Source organism: Sulfurirhabdus autotrophica (assembly GCF_004346685.1).
GTDB classification, from domain to species: Bacteria; Pseudomonadota; Gammaproteobacteria; order Burkholderiales; family SMCO01; genus Sulfurirhabdus; species Sulfurirhabdus autotrophica.
The window spans coordinates 70,442-86,416 of sequence record NZ_SMCO01000010.1 but is presented as its reverse complement, the minus strand read 5'-3'; the positions used below and the strand labels follow the sequence as shown (position 1 = coordinate 86,416).

The following is a 15,975-nucleotide window of genomic DNA, read 5'->3' as shown; positions in this document are numbered from 1 at the left end:
CGTTTATTCCAGATAAAAATGAATGACTGCGCTTATGCGCCCTTCTAGTATTGATATAGGGACTATTTTTTTCTATTCAATACCTCAGTATTTATTTATAGCAGCCTGAATACTAAATAACAGCTAGTTTCATTACGCTCAGCCCTACAAATGTAAGGAATGCTATTTTCAATCGACTAACTTGTGGGCTTTCTAAATCCCCCAGTCTAGGGATATTAGGCTGTTCATTTATTAACTGGAATACAAAGTGGTCAGAGGATAGGTGGTCATGAATCGTAAAATTCTTATCGTCGAAGATAACCCTGAAATTGCTTACCTGGTTGAACTCCATCTACGTGATCTTGGGCATACGGTTGTTGTGGAAAGAACGGGAACAGACGGTTTATCCCAGGCTGAGGCTGGGGAATTTGACATGGTGATCCTTGATCTGATGCTCCCCGGCATGAGCGGGCTGGACATATGTCGCCATCTTCGCAGCCAGTCAAATTACGTGCCTATTTTAATGTTAACAGCCCGATCTTCTGAAATTGACCGGGTGCTGGGACTGGAAATTGGGGCAGACGACTACCTCACCAAGCCTTTCAGCATTATGGAACTGGTCGCCCGGGTTAAAGCGATTTTCCGCCGTCTGGATGCACTGAGCAACAAACCTGAAGATATCCGCCTGATTCAAGCCAAAGAACTCAGCATCGACTTTGGTCGGCATGAAGTGGTGGTTGAAGGCAAACCAGTTGATCTGACAGCGAAGGAATTTGATCTGCTGTCGTACTTTGTACAAAATCCGGGTCAGGTTTTTACACGCGCTCAGCTACTGGATAGAGTTTGGGGGTATGGGCATGAAGGGTATGAGCATACCGTCAATTCTCACATTAACCGACTTCGCACCAAGATTGAAACCAATCCAGCGAAGCCCCAGCACATTCTGACCGTTTGGAGTGTAGGTTACAAATTTCGCGATCAGCATGCATTACCGGGATGAAGATACTGCAAACCTTGTACGGCAAACTTTCCGCTACCTTGCTGGCGCTGCTGTGTCTGATCGGCTTGATCTTTCTGGCTGTGACCCATTATTCCACTACGTTATACCAACAGGAGGTCAGCCAAAAACTGAATCGTGATCTGGCACAGCACATTGTGAAAGAAAAGCTTCTTTTACAAGATGGCCGAGTCAACCAATCCGCATTGGAAGAAGTATTCCATATGCTGATGGTAATCAACCCCAGCATTGAGCTCTATCTGATCAATCTCAAAGGGGAAATACTGGCATTTTCGGCCCCACCGGGCAAAGTCAAAAGCAACAGCATTGATATGCAGCCCATTCAGACTTTTCTGACGGGTGCTGCTGCCCTTCCCCTTTTTGGGGATGACCCACGTGACCCTGCACAACGTAAAATTTTTTCTGTTGCCCAGATTACTGATCTGAAAGGTGCGCAAGGTTATCTTTATATCATCCTGGCTAGCGAAGAGTATTCCACCATTTCACAAGCACTACAACGTAGCTATGTTTTGCGAGGAAGCGCCTGGATGATTGGGCTTGCAATCGCCATTGCTGCGGCTGCGGGCCTGCTCATATTTGGCGTATTGACCAAACGTTTACGTAAACTGACTCATTCAGTTGCCCATTTCAAACAGCACAGCTACGCACCTCAAAAACTGCTTGCGTTAAACACATCCAGCAATCAATTTGACGAAATTAATCAGCTTACCTTTGCCTTCAAGGAAATGGCAGAAAAGATCGCGCAGCAATTACAATTACTTAAACAGACCGATACCATGCGGCGCGAACTGGTGGCCAATATCTCACACGATCTTCGTACACCGCTCACCTCTATGCAGGGTTACCTGGAAACATTGCAGCTCAAGTCAAATTGCCTGACGCGTGAAGATCAGGAAAAATACCTGGAAACGGCTATCAATGAAAGCCATCGTCTCGGTTATCTGGTCAGTCAATTTTTTGAGCTGGCCAAACTGGAATGCCATGAGGTTCAACCTGCTCCTGAAAATTTCTCATTGAGTGAATTAGCTCAGGATGTTGTGCAGAAACTGGAATTGTCCGCCAAAAAACGGGGTATTCACCTGAGTTCTGCTCCCTGTTCCACGCTCCCTTTTGTTCAGGCAGATATCGGCATGATTGAGCGTGTGCTTGTAAATTTAATCGACAATGCTCTACGTTTTACGCCATCAGGTGGCAGTGTATGGGTAACACTGGTTCTGCATCGCGACAAAGTTAACGTAAGCATCTCGGATACCGGTTGCGGCATTTCACCCGATGAATTGCCCTTACTATTCAACCATGCATACCGGCTGTCACGAATTTCCCGACATCAACCAGATTCAACCGGCCTTGGGCTCGCCATTGCAAAACGCATACTGGAGCTCCACGGCAGCGAAATAAAAGTGCAAAGTGAAGTCAGTGTTGGAACCACTTTTTCTTTCACTTTGCCTGTAGCAAAGCCCTGATCAAGTTAATATCTATACGCTGTGATAAAAATGTGATATTTCCGTGATAACCCTGTGATTTTAAGCTGCGATGATGTATTTGAACGGAATAAGGCAGACGATGCCAGGCCCGTTTCCAACGACATTTCTAAATCACAAGGAGATCATCATGAAAAAACCCCTATTATCAATCATGGCTGCCGCTATTACCGCCAGTGCATTTTTTTCGATTCCAGCAACTTATGCAGATGAAGGTGGAATTCGCCATTACGCCATTACCATTACCAATATTACACGCGGTCAGATCATCGCCCCACCAGCAGTCATTGCACACAACGACGACTACAAAATGTTTACCCTGGGTGGCGTACCCAGTTATGAACTTGCCCAATTAGCAGAAGCTGGCAACGGATCACTGGTACTGAGCGCAGCTGCATCAATGCCATCTGTTTACAAGACAGTGCTGGGAAGCGGGGGAATTTTGCCTGGTGCATCCCAGACCATCGAAATTGAGACCACAAAAAAATTTCCTGAGATCTCTATTGGCGCTATGCTAGCCACGACCAATGATGGATTCATGGCAATACGCGGAGTAAGCGCACCAAGTCGAGGTTCAGTCACTGTAGAAGCGCAAGGGTACGATGCAGGAAGTGAGGCAAATTCTGACACTTGCGCCTTTATCCCTGGCCCACCATGCGGCGATACCAACCACAATCCGGCTGCACCAGAGGGCTATGTTCATGTGCATGAAGGAATCCACAGCGTTAGCGGTGGAACATTGAATGCTGCCCAATTGGACTGGCGCAATCCTGTGGCTCAAATCGAAATCAAGCGAATTGATTAACCCATATTTGTAATAAAAACTACCTCTGCCACGGCAAATGTCGTGAGCAGAGGTGGGAGATGCGCGCCACTTTTCAGGCTTATCTTGATAAAGTTACCTGCATGCTTCAGTATAAATTGCGTCATTTAGCAATCTACATTACTTAACTTATACATCATCAGCAATATGGCGGAGCGCAGCCAAATCGCAATTATTGCCGAACTCCTGGACATCGAAAATAATTCTCCGACGTTTGAAGTCCGCCATGATACGGCTAGCTGTTTCTGTGGTAATACCCAATATTTCACCCATTTCTTCCCTGCTAACCACATCGCAAGAAACTCCGTGATTCGGACTATTTAAAAATAGTAATAGCCTTGCAAGCCGTGCTTCAGCTGTACCTGTGGAGAATTCTGTAATGAAACGGTCAGCTTCATTCAACTGCTTCTGAAAGCGCAACATAATCTGCTGGTTCAAGTCAGGATGCTCCTTTTTAAGGAGTTGAATTGTCTCAAGTGGAATTTTACATAGTTTGGATTCTCTAATAACTACCGCAGTGTGTTGATAAGCTTGACCTAGCAGCGCTTCCATTCCCACAACATCTCCCTGCCCAAACAATCTTACGGCACGTTGTGTGCCATTTGGCAAATATCTCACCAACTTGACAAGCCCCTGCCGGATTGTGAAAACAACGCCTTCAGTTTCCCCTGATTGATAAAGGACACTGCCTGTCGGGTAAGTCATATTATCAATATTAACCAACATATCATTAAGCTTTTCCTCCGGGATCTGAGAGAAAAGCACCTGGCTTTTTATTGAACAATTGACACAGTCCGCTCGACCTTCCCAAACCTTATTTATGCACTTGGATTTTTTGTTGCCAGCTTTCATAGCAGTAAATAGTGATTGCCTGAGTAACACTTCAATTCATTACTATGCCAGTGAATGCAAATACAGGCTAATTGTTTCTTTGATTTAACAAGTTAGTTGTTCAGTTCACCCTAGATAAACCCATAAAGAAATATTTCAATATTAATTAACAAATGTTCATGAAAATTGATAATTGTCAATGCGTGAAGAATTAACCTTAGCTACTATAGGGTCAAAAAATACCCTTATAAATATACAATTTTTATTTTGGGTTAAATAAAACCCAATATTGGGTTTTTAAAAAATACTTCAGGGAGTATTTGTGATGTTTGCCAGTAAAAAACTTCTGTGCCCAACAGGTTGGCATTTTATTCAATTGAATCTGGATAGGTGGATCAATCGGCAGTTGCCTCTTTTCAGACTCATAAACAAGTTCAGTCACAGGGTACAGGCGACCAGAGTCTTGAAATACTGCAGACTAATGCAGCGATGACCATCGCTCTCTCATTCAATCAGCCCCACTCAAAAATATTGTTTGAAACCACGCCTCAAATTGATGCTTCGCGTGCGGAATTTTCCAATGCCAGCAGTCAGACAGACTGCTGGGTAATTAGCTCTCAATCTGCCCAGGAGGATTATTAAAACTTCATAAAGAACAAAGAGTTAATCAATTAACACCGAATTATTAAAATCAGGGGCTTCTACCCTGCCCAATTTTTTTGGAGCAAAACGTATGAAAATCAACAAAAACTATAGCAAAATAACCGTTGCGCTCATTGCCGCTTCAGTGGCTACAGCTGCCATTGCTGCGACACTTATCCAACTCGATGCTCCAGTTGTAGTATCCACGAGCGACCCTGCCAATAACGCCTATAAAGCCAAGATGGGCTGGATTTCATATAAGTCCAGTACTGCAGCTGCACAGTATGATGTCAAGGCGCAAATACTGGTCTATGCAGATGGCGCTGCGGGTTCGCAGAACATCTGGATTGCGCGTTCTATTGATAACGGTGCAACCTGGACACAACAAAAAATCACAACCAGTGGCGGCGTTTCCACAGGCTTAATCACCGATCCTGCCACTTTAACCACCGGCACGTATACCATCAACCATAACAAACCTAATATTTACGTTGCACCAGTGGGTGTGATCAGTAGTGGCAAAGGTGCCGATGCTTTATTGACCTGGACCAGTTCGGACTGCACCGACAATGGCAACGTTGCTGGCGACTTGGCAGGGCCAGTTTCAGCACAGCGCATCAACACTGTACTGCACCAGCCATTCATGTGCCTGTGGACAGCCCGCTCAGCCGATGGCGGGGTAACGTGGATCAAGCAACGCCTGACCAATGGCTCTCTGGACACGGATGAAGATGTGCCCGCCGGGTATGTGAAATACACGTCAGACACCGCATCAACTGGTGGCTTCGCTATCACCTATCAGGCTGATCCGGCAGGATTGAAACTGGGTGAAGCCGAAGGACCTGGTGAAGGTGCTTCGGGTGCTTCGGTAAACCCCGGCACTAACGTCTGGTACACGTTTTTGAGTAAAGCAGCCTTTGAAAATACAACCACGCCATTTCCGTCACCAACAGTTGTCAGTGACAACACGGGTGTTTCAGCGGGTGACCCTGGCGCATCGCGCGCCAACCTGGCCATCAGCGGTGGAACGGCTGTGCTTGCCTATGAGGAAACAAAAGGCGGTGGCAGCACCGGCAAACAAATCATTTACCATAGTTTCCCCTATGCCACGCCCGACAGTAGCAGTGCTGGCACGCCAATTAGTAACCCTGCAAACAGTGCGCGTCGCGTTCGCTTTCTGCTGCAAGGCAACGAAGCTTTGACTGACGGAGGCGATGCCGGTGCTCTGAATGCGACAACCAAGGGTGTACACGTGATGCTGCTATGGCGTGAAACCAGTTTGACTACAGCTGCAGCCGCATCTGACGTCATCATGCTTCGTGGTATCAGAAACACGGCATTGCGCCCTGGTTCCACCGGCTTTTTGCCTACCGATATTGAGCCTTTCGCCGCTGCCAAGAATTTGAGTGATCCAACAGCAAATTTGGGTAACGATGACAACGCTCTGGCACAACGTGGCGTTCTGCGTGGTGAATTCGCGGCTATTGCCTACGACCGAACGCCAAACAAGACGCAGGCCGATCTGTATCAGGACACATACAACTTTTTCATCACCCGCTCCATCGATGGTGGCGAGACATGGAGTGCCGGAAAGAACATGTCAAACATCACCGACAACACAATTCGCGTAGTGGAGCCACGCCTTGTAGGGACACCGGGTACGATCAAGCTACCAGTTGGTACTGCCACAGCCGATCTTTCGGATGTGCAGAACCTTAATATCTTGTATGTGTCGTGGGGTACTGAGACTAACGCTGCTGTCAGTGTACCGGGGGACATCTACATGACCCGCAGCACAGACAAAGGGGTTACTTACGAGACTGTACAACTGCTGGCTGGTGGCGTGACCGAACAGTCCGAAGCGCAATTACGTTCACCACCAGATGGCAAGACGCTGGGCGCTTTATGGATGCAGCGTGACGCGACTACAGGCCAGACTGATGTAATTTACCGAAATGGAACTGAAGGTACCGTTCCTGACCAAGTGGTAACAACGACTGCCGGTGGTGGTGGCGGTGGTGGTTGTATCATTGCTTCTGGCAAGGCACCATTTGATCCAGTACTGCCAATGCTGGCTGGGCTGAGCCTGATCGGTCTGGCTGTACGTCGCATGCGCCATCGTTAAATTATGCACGATACCTGGTCTTAAAGACCAGTTTCAAAAAAGCGCCATCTGGTTACAGGTGGCGCTTTTTTCATAGTGCGCCAGCGGTGAAACTTATTTGTATAGGTCCACCCCATAGAAATAACAATGACATGCACATGAATTCGCTCAACGCATCAAACTTATCCCTGCATTTTAATTCGAGGAATCTTTCTGATAAAACAATGCCAATTGCCTATATGCACGTGGGCAAGCTGCTTTCAAAATTCCTGGTGCGGTAAAAAAATACTCACTCAATACGGCAAAGAATTCTGCCGGATTAGTGGCTGCATAGGGATTAATGCAAGCTTTCCTGGATGATGCCAGATTTTGCTGCAATATAGCATAGGCTTCGCTCATAGCTTCGGCCCAACGCTTTCGACTCATACTACGCCGCAACGGCGGCAAGCCGTTCATCACGCCATTCATGGCATCCAGTTTATGGGCAAATTCGTGTAACACCAGGTTATGTCCAATATGCGGTTGATAGCTGTCGCGTTCCACCTCAGGCCAGGATAAGATTACAGGACCCCGCAACCATGACTCTCCCGACAACGCAGTGGCTTCATGGTGAATCAGGCCGAACTCATCTGCCTGCTGATGATTAACACGAAACGCGCCAGGGTAAATGATGACTTCGACCCAATTATCAAAGTATCCGGTATCCAGATTCAAAATCAGCAAACATGCTTGAGCCGCCACGGTTACGCGCATCGACAACGTCACGTCCAGACCTTGCACACCATAAATCAACTTGTTATGCAGGAACCATGTTGTGAGTTCACGCAGGTGTGCCATTTGAACGGCATCCAAACCTTTCAGCACCACTATGCGTCGTGTCACGCCATGCCAAATATGGTGGGGTATTGGATTTCGTCGAAGTATACGACGCATTCGCCAGCGCCGAAGCGTACCGCTAAATGATCTCACAGTATTTTATCTGCAATTACTGTATAGGCTTTTTTCAACAATTAATCTGTCAATTTAGCCGTAATATCGTCTAGCGCAGTGTGCATTGCCGCCAATATCAGTTTATCGGCAGCAGATTGGTCAATTTCCGGAATATCCCAATCGAAGATAGTACGATATTTTTCTACCAGACTGCGCATATCCGCAACGATGTCGCTACGATGCGCATCCAGTTCCAGTTGTTCCATTTTTTGCATGTTCATTTCTCTTTGATTGGTAAGTGTGCCACCCCCGAAAGGAGTATTACTTCCACATGACGTCAGATTTTGCCTTTGCTGCGGCAGTCAGCAGATTGATGATAGGCAACGCTCGATGAGCCATGCTCACCGGCGGTTCATCCCCACTCTTATCCGCGTCTGGTGGTGGCAAACCCTTTTCTGCATCAATTGCGGCAGTTAGCCGGCTTAATGCAAGAGGAACATCTGCCGCAAGAATTGCGCCAGGGACCGTTGCGCTATGTCCCATTTTTTTAAGCAGGGCAAGTGCGACATCCCCAAACATGGTGATGTCCGCATAGGCTTTGGTGGTAAAGGTAACTAGCACGCTGTTCTCCTGATTGAATTAAGGTGTCGCGTCATGGGACAGTTCGCTAACAAATCAATTCTACTCCTCCCCCAGGCTAATTACAGACTGACTATATCCCAGCAATCATCTGAGGTAAGCTACAGACTAAAATTGGCGCCGAACAAGCAGTGTGAAAAATCATACTGACACCTTAACTTGTGGGCCAAAAGTGAAATCAACAATGGGGAAAGAGATGGAAGTGTGGTTTGTATGGCTGGTACGATTGATGTTTTTAGGTCTTTTTCTGATGGCTGGCGGGATGCTCTTTCGTGCCTGGGCTATTGCCATACGAAAGGATGCTCGCTACGTTGCGGACTGGCGAGGCAGAAAAATTGGCGAAGGAAATACTTGGGCGACAATCGTCCTGCTGGTAAATGCTTTTTGTGGGTTAGGCCTGTTAGGCGTAGGTATTTCTGTTTTGCTGCTGGGACTGGAATTAACTACCTGGATGAGCTTGGCGGCCTTTGTTCTATGGACTTACTATTTTGTGCTGCAATTAGCATTTCAACGCGCAAAACACTTATCACCCTGATTTTTCACAAACTAGACAATACCAAATGATATAACACATTGAATTAAATATATTCACATGACATTACGATTTAATTATTTTTCTACTTTACCAATAAATTTATCTCATCCATATTCTTGCCTGAATAGTCCAAAATACCTATTGAATATGCCTAGTTACAAGCTCAACTTGTGAAATAAATACCAACAGACAATTTATTGAAAAACATTGGCAAATTATGGTGTAAACTCATTTACGCAAGTTTGCTATAAATAAGTGTGCGCAATTAATAATCAATAAAGTTCACTCAATTATAAAAGGAGAGAGACATGTCTAGTCCACAAAACTTCAATCCCAAAGCGTATTGGAGCGCCACGCTAAAACTGCTCATTACTACCCTGGTCATTTGGTTCATTGTTTCATTCGGTGCCGGCATCTTGTTCAGAGATGCATTGGACAGCTTTCACATTGGAGGTTATCCACTAGGCTTCTGGTTCGCTCAGCAAGGATCTATCTTTATTTTCGTTGGCCTGATCTTCTGGTACGCAAAGCGTATGGACAAGATCGACCGCGAACATGACGTCCACGAAGACTAAGGGGAATAACACATGGATCTGAAAACACTAACTTATGTTGTGGTGGGTCTGTCATTCGCCCTCTACATTGGTATTGCCGTCATGGCACGCGCAGGCTCCACTAAAGAGTTTTACATCGCCGGTGGTGGCGTGCACCCGATCATCAATGGTATGGCAACTGGTGCTGACTGGATGTCAGCTGCTTCCTTCATCTCCATGGCAGGCCTGATTGCCTTTCTGGGATATGGTGGTTCCGTCTACCTGATGGGCTGGACTGGCGGCTATGTGTTGTTAGCAGTACTTTTGGCCCCGTACTTGCGCAAGTTTGGCAAGTTCACTGTACCTGAGTTCATCGGCGACCGTTATTACTCTCAGACGGCTCGAATCGTGGCGGTTATCTGCCTGATTTTCATCTCCTTCACTTATGTTGCCGGTCAGATGCGCGGTGTGGGTATTGTGTTTTCCCGCTTTCTGGAAGTAGACATCACAACCGGGCTGATTATCGGTATGGGCCTGGTGTTCTTCTACGCCGTAATTGGTGGCATGAAGGGAATTACCTACACCCAGGTGGCTCAATACATCGTGTTGATTTTCGCCTACACCATTCCTGCGGTATTCATATCCCTTCAGATATCGGGAAATGTTTTCCCACAGCTAGGACTTGGCGGCCACATGGGCGATATGTTTTTCCTGGATAAACTGAACAAAACCGTGACTGATCTGGGTTTTTCCGCCTATACCACCGGCAACAAAACCATGATCGACGTGTTCTGCATCACCTTGGCACTGATGGCTGGTACTGCAGGCTTGCCTCATGTAATTGTGCGTTTTTTCACAGTACCCAAGGTACACGATGCTCGTCTGTCTGCCGGCTGGGCTTTAATCTTCATTGCTATCCTCTATACCACTGCCCCAGCAGTTGGCGCCATGGCACGTTACAATCTTCATGCTACAGTGAACAGTGCAGTTGCAACAGGTGGCGACGTATTTGCCCCAGAGGCCAGCCTTCAAGGCGAAGCGCGTCCTGACTGGATGAAGCGCTGGGAAAAAACCGGCCTGATCCGCTGGGAAGATAAAAACGGCGATGGTCGCATCCAGTATTACAACGAAAAGAGCAAAAATCCTGAATTTCTGGCGAAGGCCGAGGCTGCCGGCTGGAAAGGTAACGAGCTCGGATCCAAAGGTAAAGACGGCAAGTTTGAAGGCAAAGTGGACAACGACATCATGGTGTTGGCCAACCCTGAAATTGCACATCTGCCAAACTGGGTAATCGCCCTGATTGCTGCCGGCGGTATTGCCGCTGCTCTGTCGACCGCAGCTGGTTTGCTACTGGTAATTTCCGCCTCCATCTCACATGACCTCTTGAAAGGCGTGTTCACCAAGAACATTTCCGAAAAGAACGAATTGATGGCGGGTCGTATTGCAGCGGCTGTTGCTGTGGCAATCGCCGGTTATCTGGGGTATAACCCACCGGGCTTCGTTGCTCAGGTGGTGGCTTTCGCCTTCGGTCTTGCCTGCGCATCACTATTCCCGACTATCGTGATGGGTATCTTTAGTAAATCCATGAACCGGGGCGGTGCCATCGCAGGGATGCTTACGGGTTTGATTTTCACCCTGACCTATATCGTTTATTTTAAACGTGATGTGCTGCTTAGCATGGAGAAAGTACCCGATAGCCAGTGGCTGTTTGGCATTTCGCCTGAAGGCATTGGTGTGATCGGCATGATTCTTAATTTCACAGTGGCTTATATTGTGATGAAGATGACTGCTCCGTGTCCGGAACATATCCAGCATCTAGTGGAGAATATCCGTTATCCACGTGGTGCCGGAACTGCACAGTCGCACTAAAGCAACTTGTATCGAATAAAAACCCCGCTGCGGCGGGGTTTTTATTGCACAGAACCAAATCCTGGAGCGATCAGACTGGATGCGTCTGTCGCCTTCGTTCACGTTCCATATCTCGCAGCCCCTGAAAGTTCAAAGCCTGTCGCTTTTTTAGCTCCGGCCCCAATGCAAGTAATAGTTCAGCGGTAGAAAGTGCATCTGCCAAAGCACTATGACGCGCGTAATTGCCTATCCGGAAAAAAGACATCCACTGATCAAGTGAACGATATCGAAGCGCATGCTGGGGATACAAAGCTGGCGCGACGTAGGCCAGATCGGCCCATGCGTGCTTAAACCGAAATCCGAGTGACGCCTTTACCGCTTGAGCTATCATTGCCTGGTCGAAGGCAACATGGAAAGCAATCAGTGGTGATTTACCCAGATACTCCAGAAAATCGAGCAAAGCCTCTGCCGGAAGCATACCTTCGCGCTGAGCCTCTCCGCCGATACCGTGGATCAGGATATTATCCTTACCGCTTACTAAATTTTGCTGGAGGACCATATCCATGCTGTCAGCCAAAGCGATCTTGCCATTTACCAACGCTACCGCACCAATGGCTATAAGACTATCTTTATTCACGTCCAGCCCACTGCTTTCCACATCAACCACAACAATTCGACTGCTATCCAGAGGCTGCCGCGCATCAGGCTCAGGCAAGGCCTGCCATGTCTGCAGGCGGGCAAACTGATTGGCTGTCAGTTGCGGCTTTTCACCGAACAGCCGGTTCAAAAAACTCATACCTGATAATCCAGACCCAGCTTGGTTTGCAATTTTCGCGCCTGACGAAAGGCCTCCTTCAGAATTCGTTGATCGAGGTTATTGAGACTATCCGGGTCTACCTTATTCGTAAGCGGCTCGTTTCGCTCTGTCTGCTCGTGATGCAAGCGCAGACGCAAGAGCTGGATAAACAGAAAAGCATCGCAATAAGCCTTGACGTCCTGAGGCCGCATATTGAGCGGCTGGGCAATGTCGCGCAAACGTTCCAGCGTATTTGTCGCTGCTACACCGTGAGCCAGACTATAAATTCTGGCAGCATCAACAAAAGGCGTGATGCCGTTCATTTTCAGGTCAAGTGTATGACCCTCGCCAATAACAAAATCGCGCACGATACCAAGCGGCGGTCGATTTTTAAGCGCATTGATCGCCAATTGGTGCAAAAATCGGGTGTTCTTGGGCGCCTCGATACTTAACCAATCGCGCAATGCCTCGGCCAAGTGTTCGGCACCAAACAATGAGCGGAAGTCGAAGAAAATAGTGGCATGGAGCAAGTCCATCGGCGCACCGTGATAAATCCAGTTATCAAAGGTGCCTTTCCATTCATCAAGGGATAGACACCATTTGGGGTTAGAAGCCATTACCCCCCCATTGCACAGGGGGAAACCGCATTCAGCCAGCGCATTGTTTATTCTCAGCGAGAAAGGCAACAGCCTTCCGCGTAGCTCTTCCGCACTAAGTCCTGCAGGGACACTGAAGATAATCCCGTTATCCTGATCCGTATTCAACGTTTGTTCAATCCGCCCTTCTGACCCAAGAGCCAGCCAGCAGAATTCGATATCTTCTACTGCATTGTCACGCATTTCCAGCTCAATAATCCGACGGGTGAGAAGGTCATTCAGCGTGGAAATAATCTGGGTTAATTGTTCAGCCGCAATACCCTGCGCCAGCATATTGTGGGCTAACTGACGGATATCCAGAGCCGACTGCTGCAAAGCCTCGAGCTTGTCAGCGTTACGGATGGCGCTACTGACCTGACGCAAGCCCACTCGCTGCAAGCTGAACAAATCCTTTTCGGATACCAGCCCTTTGAGGCGGCCATTTTCTACCATCAGAATATGCCTAAAACCATGTTTCGCCATGGTCAGTGCCGCTTCGTGAACCAGCGCGTGAGGCGGCAGCGTAAAGGGATTGGGACTCATCACACTGGAAAGCGGCGTATCCAGACTCAGGCCAGGGAGCGTAACGCGGGATAACACGTCATGCAGGGTAAAGATGCCTACTGGTCGTCGCTGTTCATCCACTGCCACCATAGACCCAATGCTGTTTTGCTGCATACTTTCCAGCACCTGTCGCAAAGGTGTATCAGGCGCACAAGCGATCGGCTCACGACGCATAATGGTTGATAACTGGCTGGACATGGACTGTTGTTCGCTGGTCGACTTAGCGTATTTTGCCTGAATAATATGCTTGGATTGTTCCAGCAAATTGGCAATTCGGCGGGTACAAAAATCATGGAATGCGGGACTTTGGTGTGTCAGGGTGAGGAAATCTTCTGCAGACAGCTCATAACAAAACACATCCTCATAGGCGCGGTACAAACTGCTGACAGGACGCTTGGAAAGTAGCGCACCTAGCGGAAAGCATTCGCCCTCATGCAGTTCAAGCCAGGCAGCTTCCTCAGTCTGGGCACTTACCACTCCCTGTTCACCCTGAACTACGCCCTGCTTGATAATGAAGAAATGCTGAACGACACCTTGGTCAGGGGAGAGAATCATTTCGCCTTTGGCATAATATCCAAGGGTAAGCCGCTGCGCCAGCCAAATCAGATCGTCATGCACCATCTGATCAAAGGGTGCGAAACCTCGAAGGTGATCCAAGGTTGCGGTGATCAGAGAATTGAGCGGTGCGCTGGCCATATCAAAATCCTTTTTGAACCCTTAAACGCCCCACCAAGTTATTTATCAGAATTCAAAATAACAAAGCTGGTTTGGCCTCACTGATTAATTCATTCATACGCTAAGTGGAAAGATTAGCACGACAAGAAATAAAGTGATATTAAGCCTGTTCAGGAAGTGCATATGCACCGTCTTTATCATGCACTTCGCGGCCTGTAACAGGGGGGTTAAATACACATACCATACGCATTTGCGAGCCCTTATTGGCTCTCAGTATGTGCTGGTCATGCTCATTGAGCGCATATACCGTTCCCGGTCGGATCGAGTGGATCTTGCCATTTTTCTTTTCTTCAATTTCCCCCTCACCTTCAATGCAATAGACCGCCTCCAGGTGATGCTTATACCAAAGGTGTAATGCCTCACCTTTTTTGATCAAGGTGTCATGCAGTGAAAACCCCATGCCATCCTGGGCTAGCAATAACCGTCGACTGCGCCATTGTGCTGTATCGACATCCGCGTCTGTGTTAATGATTTCATCGAGATTTTTTACAATCACTTTGGATTCCTTTTTGTTACAAATACGCGCTTTACCAAAAAACATTCCTATTGGCAAAGCGCTCACCAGCCTAGAGCACCTCTGCTACTTCTTCTAATGGCGCATTTGCGGGCAGTTCCGCTTCATGAGCACTTTTGGCATCAAAAATTGCCTGCTCCAGCAGATCAAAACCTTCATTAATCAGCACTTCTGTAATCACCAGCGAACCGAGGAATTTGATCACTTGCCCTTGTGCTCCTGCTGTTTCAATGACAAGACCAAGTTCGAAAGCACGACTGCAAATATTTGAAGCCAACTCAGTATCTTTAAATTCCAGACCACGGATCATCCCTAAACCACGCAGCTCAACAATTAATTCCGGGTATAAATCTTTAATCTTTTGCATTCTGGATTCCACCAGTTTGCCTTTTTGTTGTACATCTTTAGCAAAAGTCTCATCACGCCAATAAGTTTCCAGCGCCGTATGAGCTGCTACAAAAGCAAGATTATTACCACGGAAGGTACCGGAATGCTCACCTGGGCTCCATTTATCCAGTTCAGGCTTCATCAAAACCAGCGACATCGGATGCCCACCACCAATGGACTTTGAAAGGGTCACGATATCCGGTTGAATGCCAGCACGCTCAAAACTGAAAAAATTACCGGTACGGCCATTTCCCACCTGAATATCATCCACAATCAACAACACATCAAAGTCATGGCATATTTTCTGTATGTCTCGCAACCAGCTTTCGCTGGCCACGTTAATGCCACCCTCCGCCTGAATGGTTTCCAGCACCACGGCTGCTGGAAGTTCCAGACCGCTGGACTGATCTTCCAGAATACGGCGCAGATAGGCAACTGTATTTACCTCATCGCCCATGTAGTTAAAAAACGGCACTTGGGTGGTATACGCAGGTACACCATAGTTTTCGTCATGGTAATAACGGTTGCCGGTAATACTCAGCGCACCCATGGACATACCATGAAAACCATTGGTGAACGAGATCACACTGGTACGCTTCTTCACTTTACGGGCAATTTTAAGTGCCGTCTCAATGGCATTGGTCCCTGTCGGGCCAACAAACTGCAATTTATAATCCAGCTTGCGCGGCTCTAAAATACATTCAACAAAACTTTTAATAAAATTACGCTTGGCCACAGTCCCCATATCCAGGGCATGACCAATACCATCGTTTTGCAAATACTCAATCACAGCACGATTAATTTCAGGGTTGTTATGGCCATAATTCAATGCACCGGCACCAGCGAAGAAATCAATGTATCGCTTGCCATCTTCGTCCCATATTTCAGCGCCTTTGGCACGGTTAAATACTTTAGGAAAAGAACGGATATAGCCTCTTACTTCAGACTCATATTTGTTAAAAATTTCGAGAGAATTCATAT

16 protein-coding genes are annotated in these 15,975 nt (G+C 47.4%); 8 read left to right on the top strand and 8 right to left on the bottom strand.

Annotated elements, in window-relative coordinates; translation table 11 throughout:
* The first annotated feature begins 268 nt into the window (after positions 1-268).
* The 3 genes from EDC63_RS10950 (at position 269) to EDC63_RS10940 (ending at position 3,283) form a co-directional block, all read left to right on the top strand.
* Positions 269-979, top strand: coding sequence for a response regulator transcription factor (locus EDC63_RS10950; protein ID WP_124945352.1), 711 nt, complete (start codon positions 269-271; stop codon positions 977-979).
* The gene (locus tag EDC63_RS10945) at positions 976-2,460 is read left to right on the top strand and encodes a sensor histidine kinase (protein WP_124945351.1); all 1,485 of its coding nucleotides are present in this window, start codon (positions 976-978) and stop codon (positions 2,458-2,460) included. Before EDC63_RS10950 ends, EDC63_RS10945 begins: the two co-directional genes overlap by 4 nt.
* 148 nt (positions 2,461-2,608) lie before the next feature.
* On the top strand, positions 2,609-3,283 hold the full coding sequence (locus EDC63_RS10940; RefSeq protein WP_165922983.1) for a spondin domain-containing protein: 675 nt from the start codon (positions 2,609-2,611) through the stop codon (positions 3,281-3,283).
* 147 nt (positions 3,284-3,430) lie between these two features.
* Here EDC63_RS10940 and EDC63_RS10935 read toward each other — a convergent pair whose 3' ends face one another.
* Positions 3,431-4,027 carry a Crp/Fnr family transcriptional regulator gene (locus EDC63_RS10935; RefSeq protein ID WP_165922982.1) on the bottom strand — a complete coding sequence of 199 codons (597 nt, stop codon included), beginning with the start codon at positions 4,025-4,027 and terminating at the stop codon, positions 3,431-3,433.
* A gap of 495 nt (positions 4,028-4,522) precedes the next feature.
* Here EDC63_RS10935 and EDC63_RS10930 point away from each other — a divergent pair, with 495 nt between their 5' ends.
* Positions 4,523-4,774: a hypothetical protein gene (locus EDC63_RS10930; RefSeq protein ID WP_124945348.1), complete on the top strand. Its 252-nt coding sequence runs from the start codon at positions 4,523-4,525 to the stop codon at positions 4,772-4,774.
* Between the two features lie 91 nt (positions 4,775-4,865).
* The gene (locus tag EDC63_RS10925; RefSeq protein WP_124945347.1) at positions 4,866-6,899 is read left to right on the top strand and encodes a choice-of-anchor O protein; all 2,034 of its coding nucleotides are present in this window, start codon (positions 4,866-4,868) and stop codon (positions 6,897-6,899) included.
* Positions 6,900-7,073: 174 nt separating this feature from the next.
* Here EDC63_RS10925 and EDC63_RS10920 read toward each other — a convergent pair whose 3' ends face one another.
* Genes EDC63_RS10920 through EDC63_RS10910 form a run of 3 tightly spaced genes read right to left on the bottom strand, consistent with a single transcriptional unit; the run spans position 7,074 to position 8,429 of the window.
* Entirely contained in the window at positions 7,074-7,847 is a 774-nt protein-coding gene (locus tag EDC63_RS10920) for a M90 family metallopeptidase (protein ID WP_223248172.1), read from the bottom strand.
* A gap of 41 nt (positions 7,848-7,888) precedes the next feature.
* Positions 7,889-8,083 carry a hypothetical protein gene (locus EDC63_RS10915; RefSeq protein WP_124945345.1) on the bottom strand — a complete coding sequence of 65 codons (195 nt, stop codon included), beginning with the start codon at positions 8,081-8,083 and terminating at the stop codon, positions 7,889-7,891.
* Positions 8,084-8,129: 46 nt separating this feature from the next.
* Positions 8,130-8,429: a DUF1840 domain-containing protein gene (locus tag EDC63_RS10910; RefSeq protein WP_124945344.1), complete on the bottom strand. Its 300-nt coding sequence runs from the start codon at positions 8,427-8,429 to the stop codon at positions 8,130-8,132.
* A 190-nt stretch (positions 8,430-8,619) separates the two neighbouring features.
* Between EDC63_RS10910 and EDC63_RS10905 the strand changes: the two genes are divergently transcribed.
* The 3 genes from EDC63_RS10905 (at position 8,620) to EDC63_RS10895 (ending at position 11,384) form a co-directional block, all read left to right on the top strand.
* Positions 8,620-8,982: a hypothetical protein gene (locus EDC63_RS10905; RefSeq protein ID WP_223272288.1), complete on the top strand. Its 363-nt coding sequence runs from the start codon at positions 8,620-8,622 to the stop codon at positions 8,980-8,982.
* A 308-nt stretch (positions 8,983-9,290) separates the two neighbouring features.
* The gene (locus EDC63_RS10900; protein WP_124945342.1) at positions 9,291-9,557 is read left to right on the top strand and encodes a DUF4212 domain-containing protein; all 267 of its coding nucleotides are present in this window, start codon (positions 9,291-9,293) and stop codon (positions 9,555-9,557) included.
* Positions 9,558-9,569: 12 nt separating this feature from the next.
* Positions 9,570-11,384: a sodium:solute symporter family protein gene (locus EDC63_RS10895; RefSeq protein ID WP_124945341.1), complete on the top strand. Its 1,815-nt coding sequence runs from the start codon at positions 9,570-9,572 to the stop codon at positions 11,382-11,384.
* 70 nt (positions 11,385-11,454) lie between these two features.
* Here the strand turns inward: EDC63_RS10895 and EDC63_RS10890 are convergent, their stop codons facing one another.
* From EDC63_RS10890 to ectB, 4 genes are all read right to left on the bottom strand, one after another.
* Complete coding sequence (locus EDC63_RS10890; protein WP_124945340.1) at positions 11,455-12,159, bottom strand: 3'-5' exonuclease; 705 nt, start codon at positions 12,157-12,159, stop codon at positions 11,455-11,457.
* A complete protein-coding gene (locus EDC63_RS10885; RefSeq protein WP_124945339.1) occupies positions 12,156-14,054 on the bottom strand; it encodes a DUF294 nucleotidyltransferase-like domain-containing protein in 1,899 nt (632 codons plus the stop codon). The genes EDC63_RS10890 and EDC63_RS10885 overlap by 4 nt, the downstream gene beginning before the upstream one ends.
* A gap of 139 nt (positions 14,055-14,193) precedes the next feature.
* Positions 14,194-14,589 carry an ectoine synthase gene (locus tag EDC63_RS10880; protein ID WP_124945338.1) on the bottom strand — a complete coding sequence of 132 codons (396 nt, stop codon included), beginning with the start codon at positions 14,587-14,589 and terminating at the stop codon, positions 14,194-14,196.
* 70 nt (positions 14,590-14,659) lie between these two features.
* Entirely contained in the window at positions 14,660-15,973 is a 1,314-nt protein-coding gene (gene ectB, locus EDC63_RS10875) for a diaminobutyrate--2-oxoglutarate transaminase (RefSeq protein ID WP_124945337.1), read from the bottom strand.
* Positions 15,974-15,975 lie beyond the last annotated feature (2 nt).

Bases quoted from the DNA above. Each gene is read 5' to 3' on its own strand.
- EDC63_RS10950 (WP_124945352.1), top strand. From the start codon at position 269: ATGAATCGTAAAATTCTTATCGTCGAAGATAACCCTGAAATTGCTTAC.
- EDC63_RS10945 (WP_124945351.1), top strand. From the start codon at position 976: ATGAAGATACTGCAAACCTTGTACGGCAAACTTTCCGCTACCTTGCTG.
- EDC63_RS10940 (WP_165922983.1), top strand. From the start codon at position 2,609: ATGAAAAAACCCCTATTATCAATCATGGCTGCCGCTATTACCGCCAGT.
- EDC63_RS10935 (WP_165922982.1), bottom strand. From the start codon at position 4,027: ATGTTGGTTAATATTGATAATATGACTTACCCGACAGGCAGTGTCCTT.
- EDC63_RS10925 (WP_124945347.1), top strand. From the start codon at position 4,866: ATGAAAATCAACAAAAACTATAGCAAAATAACCGTTGCGCTCATTGCC.
- EDC63_RS10915 (WP_124945345.1), bottom strand. From the start codon at position 8,083: ATGCAAAAAATGGAACAACTGGAACTGGATGCGCATCGTAGCGACATC.
- EDC63_RS10900 (WP_124945342.1), top strand. From the start codon at position 9,291: ATGTCTAGTCCACAAAACTTCAATCCCAAAGCGTATTGGAGCGCCACG.
- EDC63_RS10895 (WP_124945341.1), top strand. From the start codon at position 9,570: ATGGATCTGAAAACACTAACTTATGTTGTGGTGGGTCTGTCATTCGCC.
- EDC63_RS10890 (WP_124945340.1), bottom strand. From the start codon at position 12,159: ATGAGTTTTTTGAACCGGCTGTTCGGTGAAAAGCCGCAACTGACAGCC.
- EDC63_RS10885 (WP_124945339.1), bottom strand. From the start codon at position 14,054: ATGGCCAGCGCACCGCTCAATTCTCTGATCACCGCAACCTTGGATCAC.
- ectB (WP_124945337.1), bottom strand. From the start codon at position 15,973: ATGAATTCTCTCGAAATTTTTAACAAATATGAGTCTGAAGTAAGAGGC.